General features: G+C 54.8%; 16 protein-coding genes, 1 tRNA gene, 1 other RNA gene and 1 pseudogene. 10 read left to right on the forward strand and 9 right to left on the reverse strand.

Annotation, left to right across the window (positions count from 1 at the left end):
- Positions 1-5 precede the first annotated feature (5 nt).
- Together clpA and cas6f are read left to right on the forward strand one after the other, a co-directional pair.
- Positions 6-2,282: an ATP-dependent Clp protease ATP-binding subunit ClpA gene (gene clpA, locus OGV82_RS08390; RefSeq protein WP_012133049.1), complete on the forward strand. Its 2,277-nt coding sequence runs from the start codon at positions 6-8 to the stop codon at positions 2,280-2,282.
- A 231-nt stretch (positions 2,283-2,513) separates the two neighbouring features.
- Positions 2,514-2,882 (forward strand): annotated as a pseudogene (gene cas6f, locus OGV82_RS08395) (type I-F CRISPR-associated endoribonuclease Cas6/Csy4); the annotation flags it as partial.
- A 136-nt stretch (positions 2,883-3,018) separates the two neighbouring features.
- On the opposite strand, the gene OGV82_RS22940 reads toward cas6f, so the two are convergent.
- From OGV82_RS22940 to OGV82_RS08410, 4 genes are all read right to left on the reverse strand, one after another.
- Positions 3,019-3,157: non-coding RNA, RtT sRNA (locus OGV82_RS22940), on the reverse strand.
- A 45-nt stretch (positions 3,158-3,202) separates the two neighbouring features.
- Positions 3,203-3,290 (reverse strand) — tRNA-Ser (locus OGV82_RS08400).
- 146 nt (positions 3,291-3,436) lie between these two features.
- Positions 3,437-4,114 (reverse strand): isochorismatase family protein, encoded by a 678-nt coding sequence (locus OGV82_RS08405; protein ID WP_012133047.1) that lies wholly within the window; start codon positions 4,112-4,114, stop codon positions 3,437-3,439.
- Positions 4,115-4,135: 21 nt separating this feature from the next.
- The gene (locus tag OGV82_RS08410) at positions 4,136-5,002 is read right to left on the reverse strand and encodes a pirin family protein (RefSeq protein WP_047457819.1); all 867 of its coding nucleotides are present in this window, start codon (positions 5,000-5,002) and stop codon (positions 4,136-4,138) included.
- Positions 5,003-5,110: 108 nt separating this feature from the next.
- Between OGV82_RS08410 and OGV82_RS08415 the strand changes: the two genes are divergently transcribed.
- Positions 5,111-6,022, forward strand: a complete 912-nt coding sequence (locus OGV82_RS08415) for a LysR family transcriptional regulator (protein WP_012133045.1) — start codon at positions 5,111-5,113, stop codon at positions 6,020-6,022.
- A 431-nt stretch (positions 6,023-6,453) separates the two neighbouring features.
- On the opposite strand, the gene infA is transcribed toward OGV82_RS08415, so the two are convergent.
- The 5 genes from infA to trxB form a co-directional block, all read right to left on the reverse strand.
- A complete protein-coding gene (infA, locus tag OGV82_RS08420; RefSeq protein ID WP_001040187.1) occupies positions 6,454-6,672 on the reverse strand; it encodes a translation initiation factor IF-1 in 219 nt (72 codons plus the stop codon).
- A gap of 284 nt (positions 6,673-6,956) precedes the next feature.
- On the reverse strand, positions 6,957-7,661 hold the full coding sequence (gene aat / locus OGV82_RS08430) for a leucyl/phenylalanyl-tRNA--protein transferase (RefSeq protein WP_012133041.1): 705 nt from the start codon (positions 7,659-7,661) through the stop codon (positions 6,957-6,959).
- Between the two features lie 44 nt (positions 7,662-7,705).
- Positions 7,706-9,427, reverse strand: a complete 1,722-nt coding sequence (gene cydC, locus OGV82_RS08435; RefSeq protein ID WP_047457805.1) for a heme ABC transporter ATP-binding protein/permease CydC — start codon at positions 9,425-9,427, stop codon at positions 7,706-7,708.
- The gene (gene cydD, locus OGV82_RS08440) at positions 9,428-11,194 is read right to left on the reverse strand and encodes a heme ABC transporter permease/ATP-binding protein CydD (RefSeq protein ID WP_047457802.1); all 1,767 of its coding nucleotides are present in this window, start codon (positions 11,192-11,194) and stop codon (positions 9,428-9,430) included. It lies immediately after the preceding gene.
- A gap of 113 nt (positions 11,195-11,307) precedes the next feature.
- Complete coding sequence (gene trxB, locus OGV82_RS08445) at positions 11,308-12,276, reverse strand: thioredoxin-disulfide reductase (protein WP_012133038.1); 969 nt, start codon at positions 12,274-12,276, stop codon at positions 11,308-11,310.
- Positions 12,277-12,823: 547 nt separating this feature from the next.
- Between trxB and lrp the strand changes: the two genes are divergently transcribed.
- The 7 genes from lrp to OGV82_RS08480 all read left to right on the forward strand — a co-directional run.
- On the forward strand, positions 12,824-13,318 hold the full coding sequence (gene lrp / locus OGV82_RS08450; protein ID WP_000228469.1) for a leucine-responsive transcriptional regulator Lrp: 495 nt from the start codon (positions 12,824-12,826) through the stop codon (positions 13,316-13,318).
- 134 nt (positions 13,319-13,452) lie between these two features.
- Entirely contained in the window at positions 13,453-17,370 is a 3,918-nt protein-coding gene (gene ftsK, locus OGV82_RS08455) for a DNA translocase FtsK (RefSeq protein ID WP_047457797.1), read from the forward strand.
- A 122-nt stretch (positions 17,371-17,492) separates the two neighbouring features.
- Positions 17,493-18,104, forward strand: a complete 612-nt coding sequence (gene lolA / locus OGV82_RS08460) for an outer membrane lipoprotein periplasmic chaperone LolA (protein ID WP_047457794.1) — start codon at positions 17,493-17,495, stop codon at positions 18,102-18,104.
- Between the two features lie 10 nt (positions 18,105-18,114).
- Entirely contained in the window at positions 18,115-19,458 is a 1,344-nt protein-coding gene (gene rarA / locus OGV82_RS08465) for a replication-associated recombination protein RarA (RefSeq protein ID WP_047457791.1), read from the forward strand.
- Between the two features lie 91 nt (positions 19,459-19,549).
- Entirely contained in the window at positions 19,550-20,842 is a 1,293-nt protein-coding gene (gene serS / locus OGV82_RS08470) for a serine--tRNA ligase (protein WP_012133033.1), read from the forward strand.
- A gap of 241 nt (positions 20,843-21,083) precedes the next feature.
- Positions 21,084-23,528: a dimethylsulfoxide reductase subunit A gene (gene dmsA / locus OGV82_RS08475; protein WP_047457787.1), complete on the forward strand. Its 2,445-nt coding sequence runs from the start codon at positions 21,084-21,086 to the stop codon at positions 23,526-23,528.
- Between the two features lie 10 nt (positions 23,529-23,538).
- Positions 23,539-24,152, forward strand: a 614-nt coding sequence (locus OGV82_RS08480) for a dimethylsulfoxide reductase iron-sulfur subunit DmsB (RefSeq protein ID WP_012132456.1), incomplete at its 3' end; no start/stop codon positions are given.

The raw sequence follows: 24,152 nt of genomic DNA on the forward strand, positions 1-24,152 counted from the left end.
TGCCTATGCTCAATCAAGAACTGGAACTCAGTTTAAACATGGCTTTCGCCAGAGCGCGCGAGCACCGACATGAGTTTATGACCGTCGAGCACTTGTTACTGGCGTTGCTCAGTAACCCATCGGCCCGCGAAGCGCTGGAAGCGTGCTCCGTGGATTTGGTGGCGCTCCGTCAGGAACTTGAAGCCTTCATTGAACAAACCACACCCGTACTGCCTGCCAGCGAAGAAGAGCGCGACACACAGCCGACGTTGAGTTTTCAGCGCGTGCTGCAACGTGCGGTCTTTCACGTTCAGTCCTCCGGGCGCAGTGAGGTAACTGGCGCGAATGTGCTGGTGGCTATCTTCAGCGAACAGGAATCCCAGGCGGCCTATCTGCTGCGTAAGCATGAAGTCAGCCGCCTCGACGTGGTGAACTTTATTTCTCATGGGACGCGAAAGGACGAGCCGAGTCAGTCTTCTGACCCCGGCAATCAGCCAAATAGCGAAGAACAAGTTGGCGGGGAGGAACGTATGGAGAACTTCACGACTAACCTTAACCAGCTTGCTCGCGTGGGCGGAATCGATCCGCTGATTGGTCGTGAAAAAGAGCTGGAGCGTGCCATTCAGGTGCTGTGTCGCCGCCGGAAAAATAACCCGCTGCTGGTGGGTGAGTCCGGCGTCGGTAAGACGGCGATTGCCGAAGGTCTGGCCTGGCGTATTGTCCAGGGCGATGTGCCGGAAGTGATGGCGGATTGCACCCTCTACTCGCTGGATATCGGCTCGCTGCTGGCAGGTACCAAGTATCGCGGCGATTTCGAAAAACGTTTTAAAGCGCTGCTCAAACAGCTGGAACAGGACACCAACAGCATCCTGTTTATTGATGAGATCCACACCATTATCGGTGCGGGTGCGGCGTCGGGCGGCCAGGTGGATGCCGCAAACCTGATTAAACCGCTGCTCTCCAGCGGTAAGATCCGCGTGATTGGTTCCACGACGTATCAGGAATTCAGCAACATTTTCGAGAAAGACCGCGCGTTAGCGCGTCGCTTCCAGAAAATTGATATCACTGAGCCGTCCGTGGATGAGACTGTGCAGATCATCAACGGCCTGAAACCGAAGTACGAAGCGCACCACGATGTTCGCTACACGGCGAAAGCGGTGCGTGCGGCGGTAGAGCTGGCGGTGAAATACATCAACGACCGTCATCTGCCGGATAAGGCGATTGACGTTATCGACGAAGCCGGTGCGCGTGCTCGTCTGATGCCGGTCAGCAAGCGCAAGAAAACTGTCAACGTGGCGGATATTGAGTCCGTTGTGGCGCGCATCGCGCGTATTCCTGAGAAGAGCGTCTCGCAGAGCGATCGCGATACGCTGAAAAACCTCGGCGACCGCCTGAAAATGCTGGTCTTCGGGCAGGATAAGGCAATTGAAGCGCTGACCGAAGCGATCAAAATGAGCCGTGCGGGTCTCGGTCATGAACATAAACCTGTCGGTTCGTTCCTGTTCGCGGGGCCTACCGGGGTAGGGAAAACCGAGGTAACGGTACAGCTCTCCAAAGCACTGGGTATTGAGCTGCTGCGGTTTGATATGTCCGAGTATATGGAACGCCACACCGTAAGCCGCCTGATCGGCGCGCCTCCGGGATATGTCGGTTTCGACCAGGGCGGTCTGCTGACCGATGCGGTTATCAAACATCCACATGCAGTTCTGCTGCTGGATGAAATTGAGAAGGCGCATCCAGATGTCTTTAACCTGCTGTTGCAGGTGATGGACAACGGCACGCTGACGGACAACAACGGGCGTAAAGCGGATTTCCGCAACGTGGTGCTGGTGATGACCACCAACGCCGGTGTGCGTGAAACTGAGCGTAAATCGATTGGCCTCATCCATCAGGACAACAGTACGGACGCGATGGGTGAAATCAAGAAAGTGTTTACGCCGGAGTTCCGTAACCGTCTCGACAACATTATCTGGTTCGATCACCTGTCTACTGAAGTGATCCATCAGGTTGTCGATAAGTTTATCGTCGAGTTGCAGGTTCAACTGGATCAGAAAGGCGTCTCCCTGGAAGTGAGTCAGGAAGCGCGTGACTGGCTGGCAGAGAAAGGCTATGACCGCGCGATGGGCGCACGTCCAATGACGCGCGTCGTCCAGGACAACCTGAAAAAACCGCTGGCAAACGAGCTGCTGTTCGGTTCGCTGGTTGGCGGCGGCCAGGTGACCGTTGCGCTGGATAAAGAGAAAAATGAGCTGACGTATGGCTTCCAGAGTGCGCAAAAGCACAAACCGGAAGCCGCGCATTAATCTCGTAACCGGTAAAATCTGAACGCCAGTCGCGTTCAGATAAACTCGCTAAAATCCGTAATCTCTTTTGAGGTTACGGATTTTTTTTGCCGCCATACCCCGGATACCTGAAAACCCTTTTTTTGAGTGTTTTTTTAACGCTATGATTTTTATGTGTTTATATTTTCCTTTATTAGCACCATGATAGCGACGAACAGCTTCAGTTCACTGCCGTACAGATAGCTTAGAAAAGCGTTACAGGAACTTGAGGCCGGTTCATGGCGCAAGGGGCTGAATGATTATTGCCAGTGTATGGCGATAACGCCTGTTCCGGCTGTAAAAGGCTGGCGCACGGTGAGTCGGGTGCAGGTGAAAAGCAGTCCACAACGGTTATTGCGGCGTTCCGTCAGGAAGGGATGGTTGACGGAAGAGCAGGCGCAGCAGCGCCTGGTGGAGTCAACCGAACAGCATAGCGATTTGCCTTACCTGAACGTTAAAAGCTTGTCGAATCAGCAACAATTTTGGGTGTTTATTCGTCACGGCGAACTGCGTTCTGAACCTGTTAGCGGGACATTCACAAGCTATGGATTAAGTTCTACGGCGACCATTCCCTGGTTCTGAGAAGCCTGATGGCGCTTCGCTTATCAGGCCTACAGAGCGCCACTCGTAGGCCGGATAAGGCGCGAGCGCCGCCATCCGGCGATGGGCAACATGCGAAAAAAAGCCCGTACTTTCGTACGAGCTCTTTTTCCGAATATGGCGGTGAGGGGGGGATTGACTCGCTTCGCTCGCCCTGCGGGCAGCCCGCTCTCTGCGTTCGCGGTCTGTCCAACTGGCTGCCGCCAGTTGTCGAACCCCGGTCGTGGGTTCTCATCCCCCCACAGTACGTGCAATAGGTGAAAAAAAAGCCCGTACTTTCGTACGAGCTCTTTTTCTGAATATGGCGGTGAGGGGGGGATTCGAACCCCCGATACGTTGCCGTATACACACTTTCCAGGCGTGCTCCTTCAGCCACTCGGACACCTCACCATATTGTATTGCTGCCTGACCGCTTGGGGGCAACGGGGCGCTACTATAGGGAGTTGCGCTAAAACGGTCAAGCAGAATTTACGCTTTAATTATCGTTTGGTTACGCAATGAACATATTCCCTGCCCTGGGGGAGCAGGGAATACGATTAGCGCTGTGAATCCAGTATCTCACCGTTTTTCACCACTTCCTGCGCTTTGCTGTAACTCTCGATCAACAACTGATACGCCGGGAACACTTTGGTGTAGACCTCAGCCCACTCTGCTGCGTCTTCACGGTTCCAGGTGCCCTGCAACTCGGAAGCCACTGCGGCGGTATCCATCGGTACGACGCCCGCCTGAACAACGCGTGCCAGCGTGATTTCCTGGGCCATTTTGCTGTAGGTGCCGGAAGCATCAATAACAGCAAACACTTTATAACCTTCCGCGACTGCGCTAATCGCCGGGAATGCCATGCAAACGCTGGTAATCGTACCGGCGATAATCAGCGTCTTACGGCCGGTCGCTTTTACCGCCTGGACGAAATCAGCGTTATCCCAGGCGTTGATCTCGCCTTTACGGGCAATATACTGCGCGTGCGGTGCATTGGCGTGGATCTCCGGGATCAGCGGGCCGTTCGGTCCCTGCGGTACAGATGCCGTCGTAATGACCGGCATCTTCGACAAGGTTGCCATTTTGGCCAGCGCGGCCGCACGGGCGCGCAATTCAGGCATCGGCATATCGCCAACGGTCTGGAAAAGCCCGCTCTGGTGGTCGATTAACAGCATAACGGAATCGTTAACGTCAATTACCGGGCGCAAACCATTAAAATTAGCAGGACTGGACATATTGTGTACTCCTCAATGTTTTCAGATTTGGCCAAAACGGCCGGAGTTGAAATCGCGTACGGCTTCTGCGATTTCTTGTTTTGTGTTCATGACAAATGGGCCGTAACCGACAATGGGTTCATTCAGCGGCTCGCCCGACAACAGCAGAACGCTGGCATCGCTACTGGCTTCGAGATACAGGTTTTCACCTTCCTGGCTTAACACCACCAGTTGCGCTTCATTTACCGGTGTTGTGCCATTCACCGTAATACTTCCTTTCAGGACGACCAGCGCGGTGCTCCACCCTTCAGCGACGGGCAGCGTAAGATGACGATCGCGTTGCAGGCGCATATCCCAGACATTCAACGGCGAGAAGGTATGCGCCGGGCCTTTCACATCCTGATAGCGGCCCGCAATAATGCGCGCGGTTCCGGCTTCGCCAGGCAGCGTTACGGCAGGGATGAGATCGCTGCTGATGCCCTGATAACCCGGCACCGCCATTTTGTCTTTCGCGGGCAGGTTCACCCACAGCTGCACCATTTCCAGCTCGCCTCCCTGTTGGGTAAAGGCTGAAGAATGAAACTCTTCATGCAAAATGCCTGCGCCTGCGGTCATCCACTGCACATCGCCAGGGCCGATGACGCCGCCGCGGCCTGTTGAATCGCGGTGCTCAACTTCGCCGCTGTAAACAATCGTGACGGTTTCAAAGCCGCGATGCGGGTGTTCTCCCACTCCACGTTTTTCGTTTTCGGCGCCAGGGGCAAAGGTATGCGGCCCGGCATAGTCCAGCAGCAGGAACGGACTTAACTGCTCTGCATGGGACTGATAAGAGAATAGCGAACGAACCGGAAATCCATCGCCAACCCAATGCGGGCGAGGTGCGGTATAGACGCCTGTAATCTGTTTCATGGTGGTCTCCTCGGTGGCGTTGTCTTGATGTAAATAAGCTTATATCTATGACAATGATCTGAGTAGTCGCTAAAATAGACCTTACCGTTCTATAAACAGGACAATGTAATGACAAAACCGGATCTCAATGATTTTGCGTGGTTTGTTCATGTCGTCGAGGAGGGGGGATTTGCGGCGGCAGGGCGAGCGCTGGATGAACCAAAGTCAAAGCTTAGCCGACGTATTGCGCAACTGGAGGAACGGCTGGGCGTTCGCCTTATTCAACGAACCACGCGGCAATTTAATGTCACTGAAGTCGGGCAGACCTTTTATGAACATTGTAAGGCAATGCTGGTGGAAGCACAGGCGGCGCAGGATGCGATAGCCGCCTTACAGGTCGAGCCGCGCGGCATTGTAAAACTGACATGTCCAGTGACGTTGCTACATGTACATATCGGCCCAATGCTGGCGAAGTTTATGGCGCGTTATCCCGATGTATCGTTACAACTTGAAGCAACCAACCGCCGTGTTGACGTGGTTGGTGAGGGCATTGACGTTGCAATTCGCGTCCGGCCGCGTCCTTTTGAAGACAGCGATCTGGTGATGCGCGTGCTGGCGGACAGGGGGCACCGTTTGTTTGCCAGCCCGGCGCTGGTACAGCGTATGGGAAATCCTTCTTCGCCAGCAGAACTGCATCACTGGCCCGGACTGAGCCTGGCTTCAGGTAAACATATCCACCGCTGGGAACTCTTTGGTCCACAGGGCGCGCGCGCTGAAGTTCACTTTACACCGCGTTTGATCACCACAGACATGCTGGCGCTGCGTGAAGCGGCCGTTGCGGGCGTCGGCCTCGTTCAGTTACCTGTTTTAATGGTGAAAGACCAACTGGCTGCGGGGGAGCTGGTTGCCTTGCTGGAAGGATGGGAACCCAGAAGAGAGGTGATCCATGCGGTATTCCCGTCCCGCCGTGGATTGTTGCCGTCCGTACGCGCGCTGGTGGATTTTTTGACAGAAGAGTATGCGCGGATGGTGGAGGATTAAAACAGAGCGCAATATACCCTTTTTTATTTTATGTCACTAACTTATTGATTTTATTGTATATATAACTTGGGTGAAAAAGGGTCCGACAGGAAGACGTTGCGTTTTTCTTCAATAAATCAACGTGATTGTCTGATATTATTCCTGTTCACTGCCGTACAGGCAGCTTAGAAAAGAGCCATAAACGCGGTACTGAACTTCCCAGCGCTCACTGCCGTACAGGCAGCTTAGAAAAGTCAAATGCGCGTTGTTTGGCGTTATCTGTTGTTCACTGCCGTACAGGCAGTTCAGTATTGAATGTAGAAGGAAGGGACGCAGCGGGGAATAAAAATAACGTTAATTCGCATCAACGGTATTCATGCAGGAAAGGGACAACAAAAAGGCCGGATAAACCGACCTTTTTTTATCTTTACGCCACCCGGGCGTGAAAACAATCAGCGACTACGGAAGACAATGCGGCCTTTGCTCAGGTCGTACGGGGTCAGTTCAACAGTCACTTTGTCGCCCGTCAGGATGCGGATGTAGTTTTTACGCATTTTACCGGAGATGTGTGCAGTAACCACGTGACCGTTTTCTAATTCTACGCGGAACATGGTATTAGGTAACGTTTCGAGAACGGTACCCTGCATTTCAATATTGTCTTCTTTGGCCATCTAATCCTCTGGGGTATCACTACCGTAATTTGAACCGGCAAGATAATGCCGAAGTTCTTTAAATAAGTAAAGATTTGCGCGTTTAAAACGCAGCAAATCAGGTTTGGCGCATTACTCCGAAAAACACGGCAAAGCCGCACTTGAAGCGCAACGTATAAGGGAGCGATGAGATAAACGATGGGCGTTACCTGACGCGAACGGTTCCTTAACGGCGGCGGGGTAATGGGCATAACCTGCTCTGCGGCACAATTATAACACCCTGACAAAAAATGTGCCGAAAACATTCACGCCTGAGGCGAAAATAACGTGCGCGGCACCCAGAAATGACCCGGTAATCGCTGTTGCCGTAATGATCCCAGATGCTCAAGGTATTGCCTGCGGGGAATTTCGACAGCGCCAAGCGATGCCGTGTGGCTATTCAGCACCTGGCAGTCGATTAATTTTCCACCCTGACGAATAAATTCAGCGCAAAAAACAAGCAGCGCGGTTTTGGAGGCGTTCTCCTGGCGACTGAACATCGATTCGCCGCAAAACAGGGTGCCTTGCGAAACGCCATACATGCCGCCGACGAGCGCGTTGTGTCGCCATACTTCGATGGAATGCGCATGCCCCAGCTCATGTAAGCGGTGATACGCTTCCACCACATCGCGCGTGATCCAGGTTCCTTCGTCACGATCGTTGGCGCAGCCTTCAATAACCTGACCAAACGCATAATTAAGCGTGACGCGATAGGGCGATCGTTTGTGAAAACGCTTCATGCTGCGGCTGATGTGTAATGTTTCAGGCTGCAAAATAGCGCGAGGATCGGGTGACCACCAAAGAATCGGGTCGCCCGGTGAAAACCACGGGAAAATACCCCGCTGATAGGCCATCAATAAGCGGGCAGGGCTGAGATCGCCACCAAGCGCCAATAAACCATTGGGTTCCCGTAACGCGCCTTCCGGCGAGGGGAAGGCGATTGAGTGGCGAGAAAGCTGAACCAGGCGCATGACCGCAGAACTCCAGTACGCAAGTCGGATCGTTCAATAATAGCTTACAGACGTTGCTTAAACTGGTAATAACGACCCTGCCTGGCTAACAGATCTGCGTGATTACCTTGCTCAATAATTTGTCCGCTGTCCATCACTATTATTTGATCAAAACGTGACAGCCCGCGCAGACGGTGCGTGACCATTAAAACGGTTTTCCCGCGCATAACCTCTGCCAGCAATTCAAGCATCTGGCTTTCGGTTGTCGCGTCCAGCCCCTCAGTGGGTTCATCGAGCAGCATGAGCGGCGCATCGTGCAGCAGGGCACGGGCGATAGCCAGACGACGAAGCTCGCCGCCTGACAGCTGACGTCCGCCTTCGCCTAGCCAGCTGTTAAGTCCGCCATCCTCCAGCAGCTTTTCCAGCCCGACACGGCGCAGCATCTCTGAGAGCGTATCGTCGTTTGCGTCTGGCGCTGCCAGCAGCAGGTTGTCACGCAATGTGGCGCTGAACAGGTGTACTCGCTGCGGCACCACGCTAATGGTGCGACGCAGGGCCGCTTCATCCAGCGTTGAAATCGGTTGATCGTTAAGCAGAATATCGCCACTCTGCGGGTCCCAGGCGCGGGTGAGCAGTTGCAGCAATGTCGATTTCCCGCAGCCGGTACGTCCGAGAATAGCGATATGTTCTCCAGGCGCGACTTGCAGAGAAAGGGCATCCAGCGCCTTTTGCGGCTGCTCCGGGTAACTGAATGAAACGTCACGCAGCGTCAGCGTTACCTGCCGGGGAGCCGCTGCTTCGCCATCCGGGAAGGTCACTTCAGGCTGCTGCTCGGTCAGTTCGGTAATACGCAGCGCAGAGGCGATGACCTGGCCAAGATGTTGAAACGCGCCGGTAACGGGGGCAAGCGCTTCAAATGCCGCCAGTGCGCAAAAAACAAACAGCGCTATCAGCGCGCCAGGCTGGCTGTTATCGCCGACGCCGCCGGAAGCCATCCATAACATCAGCATTACCGCCAGTGCGCCAATCAGCAGCATTAAGGCCTGGGATAGCGCCGTTAATTCAGACTGGCGTCGCTGGGCTTCATGCCACTGTAATTCCGTGGCTTCCATTTGCGCCCGATAGCGCGAGCTGGCGCCAAATATTGTCAATTCCGCCTGACCCTGTAGCCAGGCGGTTAACTGCTGGCGATACTGACCGCGTAAATGGGTTAAGTTCTGCCCGGTGCTTTTTCCGGCGCGATAGAAGAGCGGCGGCATAATAAACAGCGTCAGCAGCATAATGCCGCCCAGCGTAATCGCCAGGGTGAAATCGAGAACACTCAGCCCCAGCGTGACCACCATAATCACCACAAACGCGCCAACCAGCGGAGAAATAACGCGCAGGTAGAGGTGATCCAGCGTATCGACATCAGCGACGACGCGGTTCAGCAGTTCGCCCTGACGATAGCGGGCAAGACCGGCGGGGGAGAGCGGCAGCAGCTTGCTGAACGTATGAATACGCAAATGTTGCAATACGCGGAAGGTGGCGTCATGGCTGACCAGACGCTCGAAATACCGGCCCGCAGTACGGGTGATCGCCGCACCGCGCACGCCAGCAGCCGGCAGCATGTAGTTAAAGCTATAGATACCCGCCACACCGACTACGGCTGAAGCGGAGAGGAACCAGCCAGAGAGCGTCAGCAAACCGATACTGGCCAGTAGCGTGACGATGGCCAGAATAATACCGAGCGTTAACATCCACTTATGACGTTTATACAGCGTCAGATACGGTAGCAAGGCACGCATTTAAATGTCCTCCTGACGATGAGCCAATAGTGTCGCAAACGCGCCGTTGGCGCTGCTGAGTTGGGCATAATCACCTTGCTCGATGATTTGCCCGTCCTGCATAACCCAGATCACGTCCCAGTCGGCAAGATCTTCTAACTGATGCGTTACCATCAGCGTGGTCTGGCGTTTTGATGCGGCATTCAGCGCCTGCATTACACGCTGTTCGCTGTGGGCATCCAGACTGGCGGCGGGTTCATCCAGCAACAACAATTTGCAGGGATTCAGCAGGGCGCGGGCAACCGCAACCCGCTGCGCCTGACCGACGGAAAGGCGACCCGCGTGATCGCCAGTCGGCGTGTCTACGCCTTGCGGCAACAGAGGTAAAAACTCACTGACCCAGGCGCTGTCGAGAGCCGCCTGTAACGCTTGTTCACTGGCATCCGGGCGGGCAAGCAGGACGTTTTCACGGAGCGTGCCTGCCGGTAATTGTGGGTTTTGCCCCACCCAGGAGAGATGTTTTCGCCAGGATTCCGGGGATAAATCACGAAGTTCAACGCCGTTAATGCACAGGGAGCCCTGATAAGAGAGAAAGCCTGACAGCGCGTTTAACAGCGAACTCTTTCCTGAACCGCTGCGACCAACCAGTACGGCGCGCTGGCCTGCGGCCAGTGTGAAATTCAGCGGTCCGGCAAGCGGTTTACCTTCCGGCGAGGTAATTATCAGATCCTGCGCTTCAAGGGTTACCGGTTCTTTCCCGGAAAGTTCGACATCACCGCGTTCCGGGTGAGCGAGAGGTGTTTCCATAAAGGTTTTCAGGCTGTCAGCCGCCCCTACCGCCTGCGCTTTGGCATGGTAAAAGGTGCCCAGATCGCGCAGTGGCTGGAAAAACTCCGGCGCCAGAATCAGCGCCAGGAAGCCGGCGGCAAGCGTGACGCCCGTCCCGTAATGGCCGAAATTAAGTTCGCCGAGGTAGGAGAAACCGAAATAAACCGCGACCAGCGCAATGGACAGCGACGTGAAGAACTCCAGTATCCCGGAGGATAAAAAGGCGAGGCGCAGGACTTCCATTGTGCGCTGGCGAAAATCTTGTGAAGCGACACGAATGCTTTCCGTTTCTGCTTCACCGCGCCCGAAGATGCGCAGCGTCTCCATACCGCGTAAGCGGTCGAGGAAATGCCCGCTCAGGCGGGCAAGCGCCTGGAAATTACGGCGGTTAGCGTCGGCGGCGCCCATTCCCACCATCGCCATAAATAATGGGATCAGCGGTGCGGTGCCGAGCAAAATCAGCGCGGCGGCCCAGTTTGACGGGAAAATCGCCGCCACAATCAACAAGGGAACGCAGACAGCAAGCGCCATTTGCGGCAGATAGCGGGCATAGTAATCATGCATATCGTCAATCTGCTCCAGCACCAGCGTCGCCCAGCTACCAGCCGGTTTACCCTGAATCCAGGCTGGCCCTGCCTGTTGCAGGCGATCCAGCACCTGGCGGCGGATCTCAAATCGGATATGCTGCCCGGCATGAAAACCCACCCGCTCGCGCAGCCAGACCACCCAGGCGCGCAGGACAAACACCAACATCAGTACGATGAAGGGGAGCAGGAGGGCTTCGCGGGGAATATTGTCCATGATCATATGCTGGAGAATGCGAGCCATGATCCAGGCCTGAGCGACAATCAGTACGCCACTCACGAAACCCAACAGGCGTGAAATGTTCAGCCAACGTTGGGAAATTACACTTTGCTGTTTTAACCAGCGGGTCAATTCTTTTTGACGGGTTTTATTCATTGCACGCTTAGCAGGTGAGTTATCGGAATTTTTGGCACGGCAATGTTACAACGGGGCAAAAATAAAGGCGACTTATAGTCGCCTTTTTTACTTTTGTTACTGATTTGTAAAAACTATTTGCACGCGTCAGCCAGACCGTCAAGGTAGCGTTCAGCGTCCAGCGCCGCCATGCAACCTGTGCCCGCTGAGGTGATTGCCTGACGATAAATATGGTCCATCACGTCGCCTGCGGCGAACACGCCGGGAACGCTGGTCTGCGTGGCGTTACCGTGGATGCCGGACTGGACTTTGATATAGCCGTTTTCCAGTTCAAGCTGACCTTCAAAAATCGCGGTGTTCGGGCTGTGGCCGATGGCGACAAACAGGCCTGCAACGTCAAGGGATTCGATGTTGTCCGGGTTTTGCGTATCACGCAGACGCAAACCGGTAACGCCCATCTGATCGCCGGTCACCTCTTCCAGAGTGCGGTGGGTATGCAGCACGATGTTGCCGTTTTCCACTTTATCCATCAGGCGCTTGATCAGAATTTTTTCGGCGCGGAAGCCGTCGCGACGGTGAATCAAATGCACTTCAGCGGCGATGTTCGCCAGGTATAACGCTTCTTCAACCGCCGTGTTGCCGCCGCCGATGACCGCGACCTTCTGGTTGCGATAGAAGAAACCGTCGCAGGTGGCGCAGGCAGACACGCCACGGCCTTTAAACGCTTCTTCAGACGGCAGGCCGAGGTAGCGTGCGGAAGCGCCGGTTGCGATGATCAGCGCATCGCAGGTGTATTCGCCGCTGTCGCCGGTCAGACGGAAAGGACGGTTTTGCAGATCCACGCTATTGATGTGATCGAAGATGATTTCAGTATCAAATTTCGTCGCATGTTCGTGCATGCGCTCCATCAACAGCGGGCCGGTCAGATCGTTCGGATCGCCAGGCCAGTTTTCCACTTCCGTCGTGGTGGTCAGTTGACCGCCTTTCTCCATACCGGTAATCAGAACCGGTTGCAGGTTTGCGCGCGCAGCGTAGACCGCAGCGGTATATCCCGCCGGTCCAGAACCCAGGATAAGCAGTTTACTGTGTTTGGTCGTGCCCATGAGATCCCCATAGTTGTTGGCAGACAATGGGCAGGATTGTAGGGAATTTGCAGACGTAAAAAAAGAGTATAGCGATTTTGTTAACAATATGTGTAATAGCAGGAACCGATGAATGGGCGGATTTAGGGCTGCGATATAACGCTTTCTACTTAAAATCGGTCAGTTATAAGGTGATAAAATGACGATTTAGCGCCGCTCTTAATGAATAACTGGCATGTTGTACTAAAAATCGATGTTTTGCTTTGACAATCCCCTGCTGTTTTGCGAAAACATCTTCTGGAAGAAAAAAACAGTGTTATGTGTGTGCTGCATAATCATGCATATAAGCACCATGTTTACCGGGCTAGTGAAATCTACGCATGGCGTGGACAGACGCCATTCGTGATGTCGATAGCTGCCATCCGGCAACGGTCTTCTCACCATAGGCCCTGGCATTGCGCGCCGTTAATCCCTCTGGGTTCGGTCTATTGTGATGGGCATCGACTCTGAACAGTGATGTTAGTAGAGTCAGGCAGGAGTAGGGAAGGAATACAGAGAGACAATAATAATGGTAGATAGCAAGAAGCGCCCTGGCAAAGATCTCGACCGTATCGATCGTAACATTCTTAATGAGTTGCAAAAGGATGGGCGTATTTCTAACGTCGAGCTTTCTAAACGAGTGGGACTTTCACCGACGCCTTGCCTTGAGCGTGTCCGTCGGCTGGAAAGACAGGGTTTTATTCAGGGCTATACGGCGCTGTTAAACCCGCATTATCTGGATGCATCACTTCTGGTTTTTGTTGAGATTACTCTGAATCGTGGCGCTCCAGATGTGTTTGAACAATTTAACGCCGCAGTACAAAAACTTGAAGAAATTCAAGAGTGTCATTTAGTTTCCGGTGATTTCGACTACCTGTTGAAAACACGCGTGCCGGATATGTCAGCGTACCGTAAGCTGCTGGGTGAAACCCTGCTGCGTCTGCCTGGCGTGAATGACACACGTACTTACGTGGTAATGGAAGAAGTCAAACAGAGCAATCGTCTGGTAATTAAGACGCGCTAACACGGAACAGGTGCAAAATCGACGTAGTTTGATTACACTCCTGTTAATCCATACAGCAACAGTGCCGGGGCAACCCGGTGCTGTTGTCCGTTTTAGCATCGGGCAGGAAAAGCCCGAAACCTGGAGAGCCTTTTTTGAGCCAGGAATACACTGAAGACAAAGAAGTCACATTGAAAAAGTTAAGCAGCGGGCGCCGACTTCTGGAAGCGTTGCTGATCCTTATTGCCCTTTTTGCCGTCTGGTTGATGGCAGCCTTACTTAGCTTTAACCCTTCAGATCCCAGTTGGTCGCAAACCGCATGGCATGAGCCTATCCATAATTTAGGCGGCGCGCCGGGCGCGTGGCTGGCTGACACGCTGTTCTTTATCTTTGGCGTGATGGCTTACACCATCCCGGTGATTATCGTTGGCGGCTGCTGGTTTGCCTGGCGGCACCAGAGCAACGACGATTACATCGACTATTTTGCCGTGTCGCTGCGCATTATCGGCGTCCTGGCGTTGATTCTTACCTCCTGCGGATTAGCCGCAATTAATGCTGATGATATCTGGTACTTCGCGTCCGGCGGCGTCATTGGCAGCCTGTTAAGCACCACGCTTCAGCCTCTGCTGCACAGCAGCGGGGGAACGATTACGCTGCTGTGCGTCTGGGCAGCCGGTCTGACGCTCTTCACAGGCTGGTCCTGGGTGAGCATTGCAGAAAAACTGGGTGGCTGGCTGCTGAATATTCTCACCTTTGCCAGCAACCGTACTCGCCGCGATGACACCTGGGTCGATGACGACGAGTATGAAGATGATGACGAATACGAAGATGAAGCGGTGGGCGCACAGCGCGAATCCCGACGTGCGCGCATCCTTCGTGGCGCACTGGCGCGCCGTAAGCGGTTGGCAGAGAAGTTCAGCAATCCGCGTGGGCGACACACGGATGCGGCGCTTTTCTCCGGCAAGCGTATGGATGATGAAGACGATATCGAATACAGCGCGCGTGGCGTGGCCGCCGATCCTGATGATGTGCTGTTCTCTGGCCATCGTGCGACGCAGCCGGAATATGAGGAATACGATCCTCTGCTGAATGGACATTCGGTCACGGAGCCTGTTGCCTCCGCCGCTGCGGCGACAACGGCAACGCAAGCCTGGGCGGCGCCTGTCGATCCGGTTATGTCTGCACCGTCGGTGCCAGGTGCTGAAGCCGCGCCTGCGCAACCGGTGGTGGAATGGCAGCCTGTTCCGGGGCCGCAAACCGGCGAACCGGTCATTGCGCCTGCGCCGGAAAGTTATCCGCCGCAACCACAATATGCGCAGCCGCAAGCGCCACATAATGAACCGTGGCAGCAGCCTGCGCCGACCGAGCCGCAGGCGCAGGAACCTGCGACGGAACAACCCTGGCACCCTGAGCCGGTTTATCCGCAAGATCCTGTTTATCAACACGAGCCGACTTTCGAGCCGCAGCCGGCTTACCCGCAGGAACCGGTTCAGGATACGTATTACCAGCAGCAGCCCGCTGTTGAGCCGCCGTCTGCGGTGGAGCCTGAGCCTGTAGCAGAAGAAATTAAACCCGCCCGCCCGCCGCTCTACTACTTTGAAGAAGTGGAAGAGAAACGCGCGCGTGAGCGTGAACAACTGGCTGCATGGTATCAGCCGATTCCTGAGCCAGCGAAAGCGCCGGAGCCGGTTAAACCATCGGTACCGACAGCAGCTTCTGTGCCGCCTGTTGAATCCGTTGCCGCGGTTGCGCCGTTGGCGGCAGGCGTCAAAGATGCAACGCTGGCCGCAGGAGCGGCGGCATCCGCTGCACCTGCGTTTAGCCCGGTAAGCGGTGGTGCGCCACGCCCACAGGTTAAAGAGGGGATTGGCCCGCAACTGCCTCGCCCTAACCGCGTTCGCGTTCCGACCCGCCGTGAGCTGGCCTCGTATGGCATAAAATTACCGTCTCAGCGTATCGCGGAAGAGAAAGCGCGTGCGGCGGGGCGTCATCAGTATGATGCCGAAACGCAGTATAGCGATGATGAAATTGATGAGATGCAGCAGGATGAGCTGGCACGTCAGTTCGCCCAGTCTCAGCAGCATCGTTATGGTTCCGAATATCAACATGATGCTCCTCAGGCAGAAGATGAGGATGCAGCAGAAGCTGAACTGGCTCGCCAGTTTGCCTCTTCACAGCAGCAGCGCTATGCCGGGGAACAGCCTGCGGGAGCCCATCCGTTCTCGCTGGATGATTTTGAATTCTCGCCGATGAAAGCGCTGGTGGATGAAGGTCCGCATGAGCCGTTGTTTACTCCCGGTGTGATGCCTGAGCAGCCTGTTGCGCCGCAGCCACAGTATCAGCAGCCGCAACAGCCCGTCGCGCCGCAGCAACCGTATCAACAGCCGCAGCAGCCGGTTGCGCCACAGCAACAGTATCAGCAGCCGCAACAGCCCGTCGCGCCACAGCAGCAGTATCAACAGCCGCAGCAGCCGGTTGCGCCGCAGCCGCAGTATCAACAGCCGCAGCAGCCGGTTGCGCCGCAGCCGCAGGAAAGCCTGATCCATCCGTTGTTGATGCGTAATGGCGACAGTCGTCCGTTGCAGAAACCTACCACGCCGTTGCCGTCGCTGGATCTGCTGACGCCGCCGCCGAGCGCAGTGGAACCGGTCGATACTTTCGCGCTGGAACAAATGGCACGCCTGGTCGAAGCGCGTCTGGCGGATTTCCGCATTAAAGCTGACGTGGTGAACTATTCCCCAGGGCCTGTTATTACCCGTTTTGAGCTGAATCTGGCGCCGGGCGTGAAAGCCGCGCGTATTTCTAACCTGTCACGCGATCTCGCGCGTTCACTGTCAACCGTTGCGGTACGCGTGGTAGAAGTGATCCCTGGTAAGCCTTACGTGGGCCTCGAACTGCCGAACAAAAAACGTCAGACCGTCTACCTGCGTGAAGTGCTGGATAACGCTAAATTCCGCGAGAATCCGTCGCCGCTCACCGTGGTGCTGGGTAAAGATATCGCTGGCGATCCGGTTGTGGCCGATCTGGCGAAAATGCCTCATCTGCTGGTTGCGGGGACGACGGGTTCCGGTAAATCGGTTGGGGTCAATGCCATGATCCTCAGCATGCTGTATAAAGCGCAGCCGGAAGACGTGCGTTTCATCATGATTGACCCGAAAATGCTGGAACTTTCGGTCTATGAAGGCATTCCACATCTGCTGACCGAAGTGGTTACCGATATGAAAGACGCCGCCAACGCATTGCGCTGGAGCGTTAATGAAATGGAACGCCGCTATAAGCTGATGTCGGCGCTTGGCGTGCGTAATCTGGCAGGCTATAACGAGAAAATTGCCGAAGCGGCACGGATGGGGCGTCCGATTCCAGACCCGTACTGGAAGCCGGGCGACAGCATGGATGCCCAGCATCCGGTGCTGGAAAAACTGCCGTATATCGTGGTTCTGGTCGATGAATTCGCCGATCTGATGATGACCGTCGGTAAGAAAGTTGAAGAGCTGATTGCGCGTCTGGCGCAGAAAGCGCGTGCCGCAGGTATTCACCTGGTGCTGGCGACTCAGCGCCCGTCGGTTGACGTTATTACCGGTCTGATTAAGGCCAACATTCCGACGCGTATTGCCTTTACCGTATCCAGTAAGATCGACTCACGCACGATCCTCGATCAGGGCGGTGCGGAGTCCCTGTTGGGGATGGGGGATATGCTTTATTCCGGCCCGAACTCAACCATGCCGGTACGTGTTCATGGCGCGTTTGTCCGCGACCAGGAAGTGCATGCGGTGGTGCAGGACTGGAAAGCGCGTGGTCGCCCGCAATACATTGACGGCATCACCTCGGATAGCGAAAGCGAAGGGGGCGGCGGCGGTTTTGACGGCGGCGAAGAGCTGGACCCGTTATTCGATCAGGCGGTGAGCTTTGTGACCGAAAAACGCAAAGCGTCCATTTCTGGCGTTCAGCGTCAGTTCCGTATCGGTTACAACCGTGCGGCGCGCATTGTCGAGCAGATGGAAGCCCAGGGCATTGTCAGCGAACAAGGCCATAACGGGAACCGCGAGGTGCTGGCGCCACCGCCGTTCGAATGATTGCAAAGATCGGTAAATAAATAAGAATTCAGTATTTTCTTCTTTCCTCATGCTGATTTTTGGCCTGGAATAGAGAGCAGAGGGAACTCCCCATCGGGAGTGACGTATTTTGAGGAATAATGATGAAAAAAATCGCAATCACCTGCGCATTACTCTCCGGCTTTGTGGTGAGCAGCGTATGGGCGGATGCCGCCAGCGATCTGAAAAGCCGTCTGGATAAAGTCAGCAGCTTCCACGCCAGCTTTACACAAAAAGTGACTGACGGCAGCGGTGCCGCCGTTCAGGAAGGCCAGGGCGACTTATGGGTTAAGCGTCCTAATCTGTTTAACTGGCATATGACGCAGCCCGACGAGAGCATTCTGGTCTCTGACGGGAAAACGCTATGGTTCTTTAACCCGTTTGTCGAGCAGGCAACGGCGACCTGGTTAAAAGATGCGACGGGCAATACGCCGTTTATGCTGATAGCCCGCAACCAGACCAGCGACTGGCAGCAGTACAACATCAAACAAAATGGCGATGACTTTGTGCTGACGCCAAAAAGCAGCAGCGGTAACCTGAAGCAGTTCACCATTAATGTGGGTCGTGACGGGACTATTCATCAGTTCAGCGCAGTGGAACAAGACGATCAGCGCAGCAGCTATCAGCTGAAATCTCAGCAGAATAGCGCTGTCGATGCATCAAAATTTACCTTTACTCCGCCGCAAGGTGTAACGGTAGACGACCAACGTAAGTAGAGGCGCATGAGTGAGCAATCTGTCGCTCGATTTTTCTGATAATACCTTTCAGCCACTGGCCGCGCGTATGCGGCCAGAAAATTTAGCGCAGTATATTGGTCAGCAGCATCTGCTGGCTGCGGGTAAGCCTTTGCCTCGTGCAATTGAGGCCGGGCACCTGCACTCGATGATTTTGTGGGGGCCGCCCGGTACGGGCAAAACCACGCTGGCCGAAGTGATTGCCCGCTATGCCAATGCTGACGTCGAACGCATTTCCGCCGTGACTTCTGGCGTAAAAGAGATTCGTGAAGCCATTGAACGCGCCCGCCAGAACCGTAATGCCGGGCGCCGCACTATTCTGTTTGTCGATGAAGTCCATCGCTTCAACAAGAGCCAGCAGGATGCGTTTCTGCCGCATATCGAAGACGGCACGATTACGTTTATTGGCGCGACGACCGAAAACCCGTCCTTCGAGCTGAACTCGGCTTTGCTGTCACGCGCCCGCGTGTATCTCCTCAAATCCTTAACGACTGAAGATATTGAGCAGGTGCTGAATCAGGCGATGGATGACAAAGCGCGTGGTTATGGCGGCCAGGATATCGTTCTGCCGGACGATACGCGCCGGGCGATCGCCGAACTGGTGAACGGAGATGCGCGTCGGGCGTTAAATACGCTGGAAATGATGGCAGACATGGCGGAAGTGGATGACAGCGGTAAGCGAGTATTATTGCCCGCATTACTGACCGAAATCGCCGGGGAGCGCAGCGCGCGCTTTGATAATAAAGGCGACCGCTTTTACGATCTCATCTCCGCATTGCATAAATCGGTGCGTGGCAGCGCCCCGGACGCGGCGCTTTACTGGTATGCCCGGATCATTACCGCTGGCGGCGACCCGCTGTATGTCGCCCGACGTTGCCTGGCGATTGCTTCTGAAGACGTCGGCAATGCCGATCCTCGCGCAATGCAGGTGGCGATTTCTGCGTGGGATTGCTTTACCCGTGTTGGCCCTGCGGAAGGGGAACGGGCGATAGCCCAGGCGATTGTTTATCTGGCCTGTGCGCCGAAAAGTAACGCGGTTTATACCGCGTTCAAAGCGGCGCTGGCTGATGCCCGTGAACGCCCGGATTATGATGTGCCTGTGCATCTGCGCAATGCGCCGACGAAACTGATGAAAGAAATGGGCTATGGCCAGGAATACCGCTACGCGCATGATGAGCCAAACGCCTACGCCGCAGGCGAGGTTTATTTCCCGCCGGAAATAGCGCAAACACGCTATTATCATCCCACAAACAGGGGTCTTGAAGGCAAGATTGGCGAAAAGCTCGCCTGGCTGGCTGAACAGGATCAAAATAGCCCCACAAAACGCTACCGTTAGCGCGATCGTTGCGGTAATGTTGGCACTGTATCCCTGTGACTGCAGGCTGTGGTCACGTTTCCTATTTTAATTCGATAAGCACAGGATAAGCATGCTCGATCCCAATCTGCTGCGTAATGAGCCAGACGCAGTCGCTGAAAAACTGGCACGCCGGGGCTTTAAGCTGGATGTAGATAAGCTGCGCGCTCTTGAAGAGCGTCGTAAAGTTTTGCAGGTCAACACGGAAAACCTGCAAGCAGAGCGTAACTCTCGATCGAAATCCATCGGCCAGGCGAAAGCGCGCGGGGAAGATATCGAGCCTTTACGTCTGGAAGTGAACAAGCTGGGCGAAGAGCTGGATGCGGCAAAAGCTGAGCTGGAGAGCTTACAGGCTGAAATTCGCGATATCGCGCTGACCATTCCTAACTTACCGGCTGATGATGTACCGGTAGGTAAAGATGAAAACGACAACGTTGAAGTCAGCCGTTGGGGAACCCCGCGTGAGTTTGATTTCGACGTCCGCGATCATGTGACGCTGGGTGAAATGCACGCCGGTCTCGACTTCGCGGCTGCGGTTAAACTGACCGGTTCTCGTTTTGTGGTAATGAAAGGGCAGATTGCCCGTATGCACCGCGCGCTGTCGCAGTTCATGCTGGATCTGCACACTGAACAGCATGGTTACAGTGAAAACTACGTGCCGTATCTGGTGAACCACGACACGCTGTACGGTACAGGGCAGTTGCCGAAATTTGCGGGCGATCTGTTCCATACTCGTCCGCTGGAAGAAGAGGCTGACAGCAGCAACTATGCGCTGATCCCGACGGCGGAAGTGCCGCTGACTAACCTGGTGCGTGATGAAATCATCGACGAAGATGCGTTGCCGATCAAAATGACTGCGCATACGCCATGCTTCCGTTCTGAAGCGGGTTCTTACGGTCGTGACACGCGCGGTCTGATCCGTATGCACCAGTTCGATAAAGTTGAGATGGTGCAGATTGTGCGTCCAGAAGAGTCAATGGATGCGCTGGAAGAGATGACCGGCCATGCTGAGAAAGTGCTTCAGTTGCTGGGTCTGCCGTACCGTAAAATCGTTCTGTGTACTGGTGACATGGGCTTTGGCGCATGTAAAACCTACGATCTCGAAGTATGGATCCCGGCGCAGAACACCTATCGTGAAATCTCTTCCTGCTCGAACGTATGGGATTTCCAGGCGCGTCGTATGCAGGCACGCTGCCGCAGTAAGTCCGACAAGAAAACCCGTCTGGTTCATACTCTGAACGGTTCCGGTCTGGCGGTTGGGCGTACTTTAGTTGCCGTGATGGAAAACTACCAGCAGGCTGATGGCCGCATCGAAGTTCCAGAAGTATTACGTCCGTATATGAACGGACTGGAATATATCGGCTAATCCCCGCTTCTCTCTGCTTAAAAAGCGCCTCCGGGCGCTTTTTTTTATGCCTGTTTGACACCGGACAAGAATGGTTACCCCTTTGGGGGTAATACTACCTTCGAATGAAGATTAGCATTTATCGCTGATTTTTCTCATATTCATTATATACAAAACTATATAGCGATTTATTCGCTGTATAAATAACTACATAACGAAGTGTCTGGCTTTTATCAATCGTGAGCAAGCAAAGTGAGTCATCATGAAAACGAATATCCCCGATGCTGTACTGGCAGCTGAGGTAACTCGTCGAGGCCTGGTAAAAACGACAGCAATAGGCGGGCTGGCAATCGCCAGTAGCGCATTGACTCTGCCATTTACCCGGATCGCCAATGCGGCTGACGCTATCAGCCCCAGCGCATCCAGCGAAAAAATTATCTGGAGCGCTTGCACCGTTAACTGCGGAAGCCGCTGCCCGCTGCGCATGCATGTGGTGGACGGTGAAATCAAATATGTTGAAACGGACAATACGGGCGATGATAACTATGACGGTCTGCATCAGATTCGCGCCTGTCTGCGCGGGCGTTCTATGCGCCGCCGGGTTTATAACCCCGATCGTCTGAAATATCCAATGAAGCGCGTTGGCAAACGTGGTGAAGGTAAGTTTGAGCGCATCAGCTGGGACGAAGCCTATGACATTATCACCACCAATATGCAGCGTCTTATCAAAGACTACGGCAATGAATCCATCTATTTAAACTATGGTACGGGTACGCTTGGCGGCACGATGACGCGCTCCTGGCCGCCAGGAAAAACACTGGTTGCCCGGCTGATGAACTGCTGCGGCGGTTACCTCAACCACTACGGCGATTACTCATCCGCGCAAATTGCCGCCGGGTTAAATTACACCTACGGCGGCTGGGCGGACGGTAATAGTCCTTCCGACATTGAAAATAGTAAGCTGGTTGTGCTGTTTGGTAACAATCCGGGGGAAACCCGTATGAGCGGCGGCGGGGTAACCTATTACCTCGAGCAGGCACGGCAAAAATCAAATGCGCGGATGATTATTATCGATCCGCGTTATACCGATACCGGCGCGGGTCGTGAGGATGAGTGGATTCCGATTCGCCCGGGTACGGATGCGGCGCTGGTAAATGCGCTGGCATACGTCATGATCACCGAAGATATGGTCGATCAGCCGTTCCTCGACAAATACTGCGTGGGTTATGACGAAAAAACCTTACCCGCCAGCGCGCCGAAAAATGGTCACTACAAAGCCTATATTCTGGGACAGGGTAGAGACGGTATTGCGAAGACGCCGGAGTGGGCGTCGCAGATCACCGGTATCCCGGCGGCGCGCATTGTAAAACTGGCGCGTGAAATCGGTAGCGCCAAACCCGCTTACATCAGCCAGGGTTGGGGGCCGCAGCGTCATGCCAACGGCGAAATCGTTACTCGCGCAATCTCTATGCTGGCGATCCTGACCGGCAACGTCGGCATTAATGGCGGCAACAGCGGTGCGCGTGAGGGATCTTACGATTTGCCGTTTGAGCGTATGCCAACGCTGGAAAACCCGGTCGAGACCAGCATTTCGATGTTCTTATGGACCGATGCCATTGAGCGCGGGCCGGAAATGACGGCGCTGCGTGACGGGGTTCGCGGCAAAGATAAACTCGACGTTCCCATCAAAATGATCTGGAACTATGCCGGTAACTGCCTGATTAACCAGCATTCCGAAATTAACCGTACGCATGAAATTTTACAGGATGACAAGAAGTGCGAAATGATCGTCGTTATCGACTGTCATATGACCTCTTCAGCGAAATATGCCGATATTCTGCTGCCGGACTGCACCGCTTCTGAGCAGATGGACTTCGCGCTGGATGCCTCCTGCGGGAACATGTCCTACGTTATTTTCACCGACCAGGCCATTAAACCGCGCTTTGAGTGCAAGACTATCTATCAGATGACCAGCGAGTTGGCGAAGCGTCTCGGCGTGGAGCAGCAGTTTACCGAAGGGCGTACGCAAGAAGAGTGGATGCGTCATCTGTACGAACAGTCGCGTCAGGCGATTCCCGAACTGCCGACATTCGAAGCATTCCGCAAGCAGGGCATCTTTAAGCAGCGCGACCCTGAAGGTCATCACGTTGCCTATAAAGCGTTCCGTGACGATCCGCAGGCGAACCCGCTGACAACGCCGTCAGGCAAAATCGAGATCTATTCGCAGGCGCTGGCAGAGATTGCGGCAACCTGGGAACTGCCGGAAGGCGATGTGATCGATCCGTTGCCGATCTATACGCCGGGCTTCGAAAACTACAGCGATCCGTTGACCAAAGACTATCCGTTGCAATTAACGGGCTTCCACTACAAATCTCGCGTGCACTCTACCTATGGCAACGTGGACGTTCTGAAAGCTTCCTGCCGCCAGGAGATGTGGATTAACCCGATGGACGCGCAAAAACGCGGCATCAGCAACGGCGACAAAGTGCGTATCTTCAACGGTCGCGGCGAGTTGCATATTGAGGCGAAAGTGACGCCGCGCATGATGCCGGGCGTCGTTGCGTTGGGCGAAGGCGCCTGGTATGACCCGGATGCAAAACGCGTGGATCAGGGGGGATGTATTAACGTCCTGACGACCCAGCGTCCTTCTCCTCTCGCTAAGGGGAATCCGTCCCATACGAACCTCGTTCAGGTTGAGAAGGTATAAGGAGTAACCGATGACAACCCAATATGGATTTTTTATTGACTCCAGTCGTTGCACCGGTTGCAAAACCTGCGAACTGGCCTGCAAAGACTACAAAGATTTAACCCCGGACGTCAGCTTCCGCCGCATCTATGAATATGCGGGCGGTGACTGGCAGGAGGACAACGGCGTCTGGCACCAGAACGTCTTTGCCTACTATCTTTCCATTTCCTGCAACCACTGCGAAGACCCGGCCTGCACGAAAGTGTGCCCGAGCGGCGCGATGCACAAACGCGAGGACGGTTTTGTGGTGGTGGATGAGGACGTCTGCATCGGCTGTCGCTACTGCCATATGGCCTGCCCGTACGGTGCGCCGCAGTACAACGCCGCCAAAGGCCACATGACCAAATGCGACGGCTGTCATGACCGCGTTGCCGACGGCAAAAAACCGATCTGCGTCGAGTCCTGCCCGCTGCGCGCGCTGGACTTTGGCCCGATAGAAGAGCTGCGGAAGAAACATGGCACGCTGGCGGCCGTTGCGCCGCTGCCGGGTGCGCACTTCACCAGACCGAACATTGTGATTAAACCCAACGCCAACAGCCGCCCGACCGGGGATACCACGGGTTATCTGGCAAATCCGAAGGAGGT

Origin of the sequence: Citrobacter sp. CK191 (genome assembly GCF_030333435.1) — a bacterium.
GTDB lineage: Bacteria > Pseudomonadota > Gammaproteobacteria > Enterobacterales > Enterobacteriaceae > Citrobacter_B > Citrobacter_B koseri.

Bases quoted from the DNA above. Each gene is read 5' to 3' on its own strand.
- clpA (WP_012133049.1), top strand. From the start codon at position 6: ATGCTCAATCAAGAACTGGAACTCAGTTTAAACATGGCTTTCGCCAGA.
- OGV82_RS08405 (WP_012133047.1), bottom strand. From the start codon at position 4,114: ATGTCCAGTCCTGCTAATTTTAATGGTTTGCGCCCGGTAATTGACGTT.
- OGV82_RS08410 (WP_047457819.1), bottom strand. From the start codon at position 5,002: ATGAAACAGATTACAGGCGTCTATACCGCACCTCGCCCGCATTGGGTT.
- OGV82_RS08415 (WP_012133045.1), top strand. From the start codon at position 5,111: ATGACAAAACCGGATCTCAATGATTTTGCGTGGTTTGTTCATGTCGTC.
- infA (WP_001040187.1), bottom strand. From the start codon at position 6,672: ATGGCCAAAGAAGACAATATTGAAATGCAGGGTACCGTTCTCGAAACG.
- aat (WP_012133041.1), bottom strand. From the start codon at position 7,661: ATGCGCCTGGTTCAGCTTTCTCGCCACTCAATCGCCTTCCCCTCGCCG.
- cydC (WP_047457805.1), bottom strand. From the start codon at position 9,427: ATGCGTGCCTTGCTACCGTATCTGACGCTGTATAAACGTCATAAGTGG.
- cydD (WP_047457802.1), bottom strand. From the start codon at position 11,194: ATGAATAAAACCCGTCAAAAAGAATTGACCCGCTGGTTAAAACAGCAA.
- trxB (WP_012133038.1), bottom strand. From the start codon at position 12,276: ATGGGCACGACCAAACACAGTAAACTGCTTATCCTGGGTTCTGGACCG.
- lrp (WP_000228469.1), top strand. From the start codon at position 12,824: ATGGTAGATAGCAAGAAGCGCCCTGGCAAAGATCTCGACCGTATCGAT.
- lolA (WP_047457794.1), top strand. From the start codon at position 17,493: ATGAAAAAAATCGCAATCACCTGCGCATTACTCTCCGGCTTTGTGGTG.
- serS (WP_012133033.1), top strand. From the start codon at position 19,550: ATGCTCGATCCCAATCTGCTGCGTAATGAGCCAGACGCAGTCGCTGAA.
- dmsA (WP_047457787.1), top strand. From the start codon at position 21,084: ATGAAAACGAATATCCCCGATGCTGTACTGGCAGCTGAGGTAACTCGT.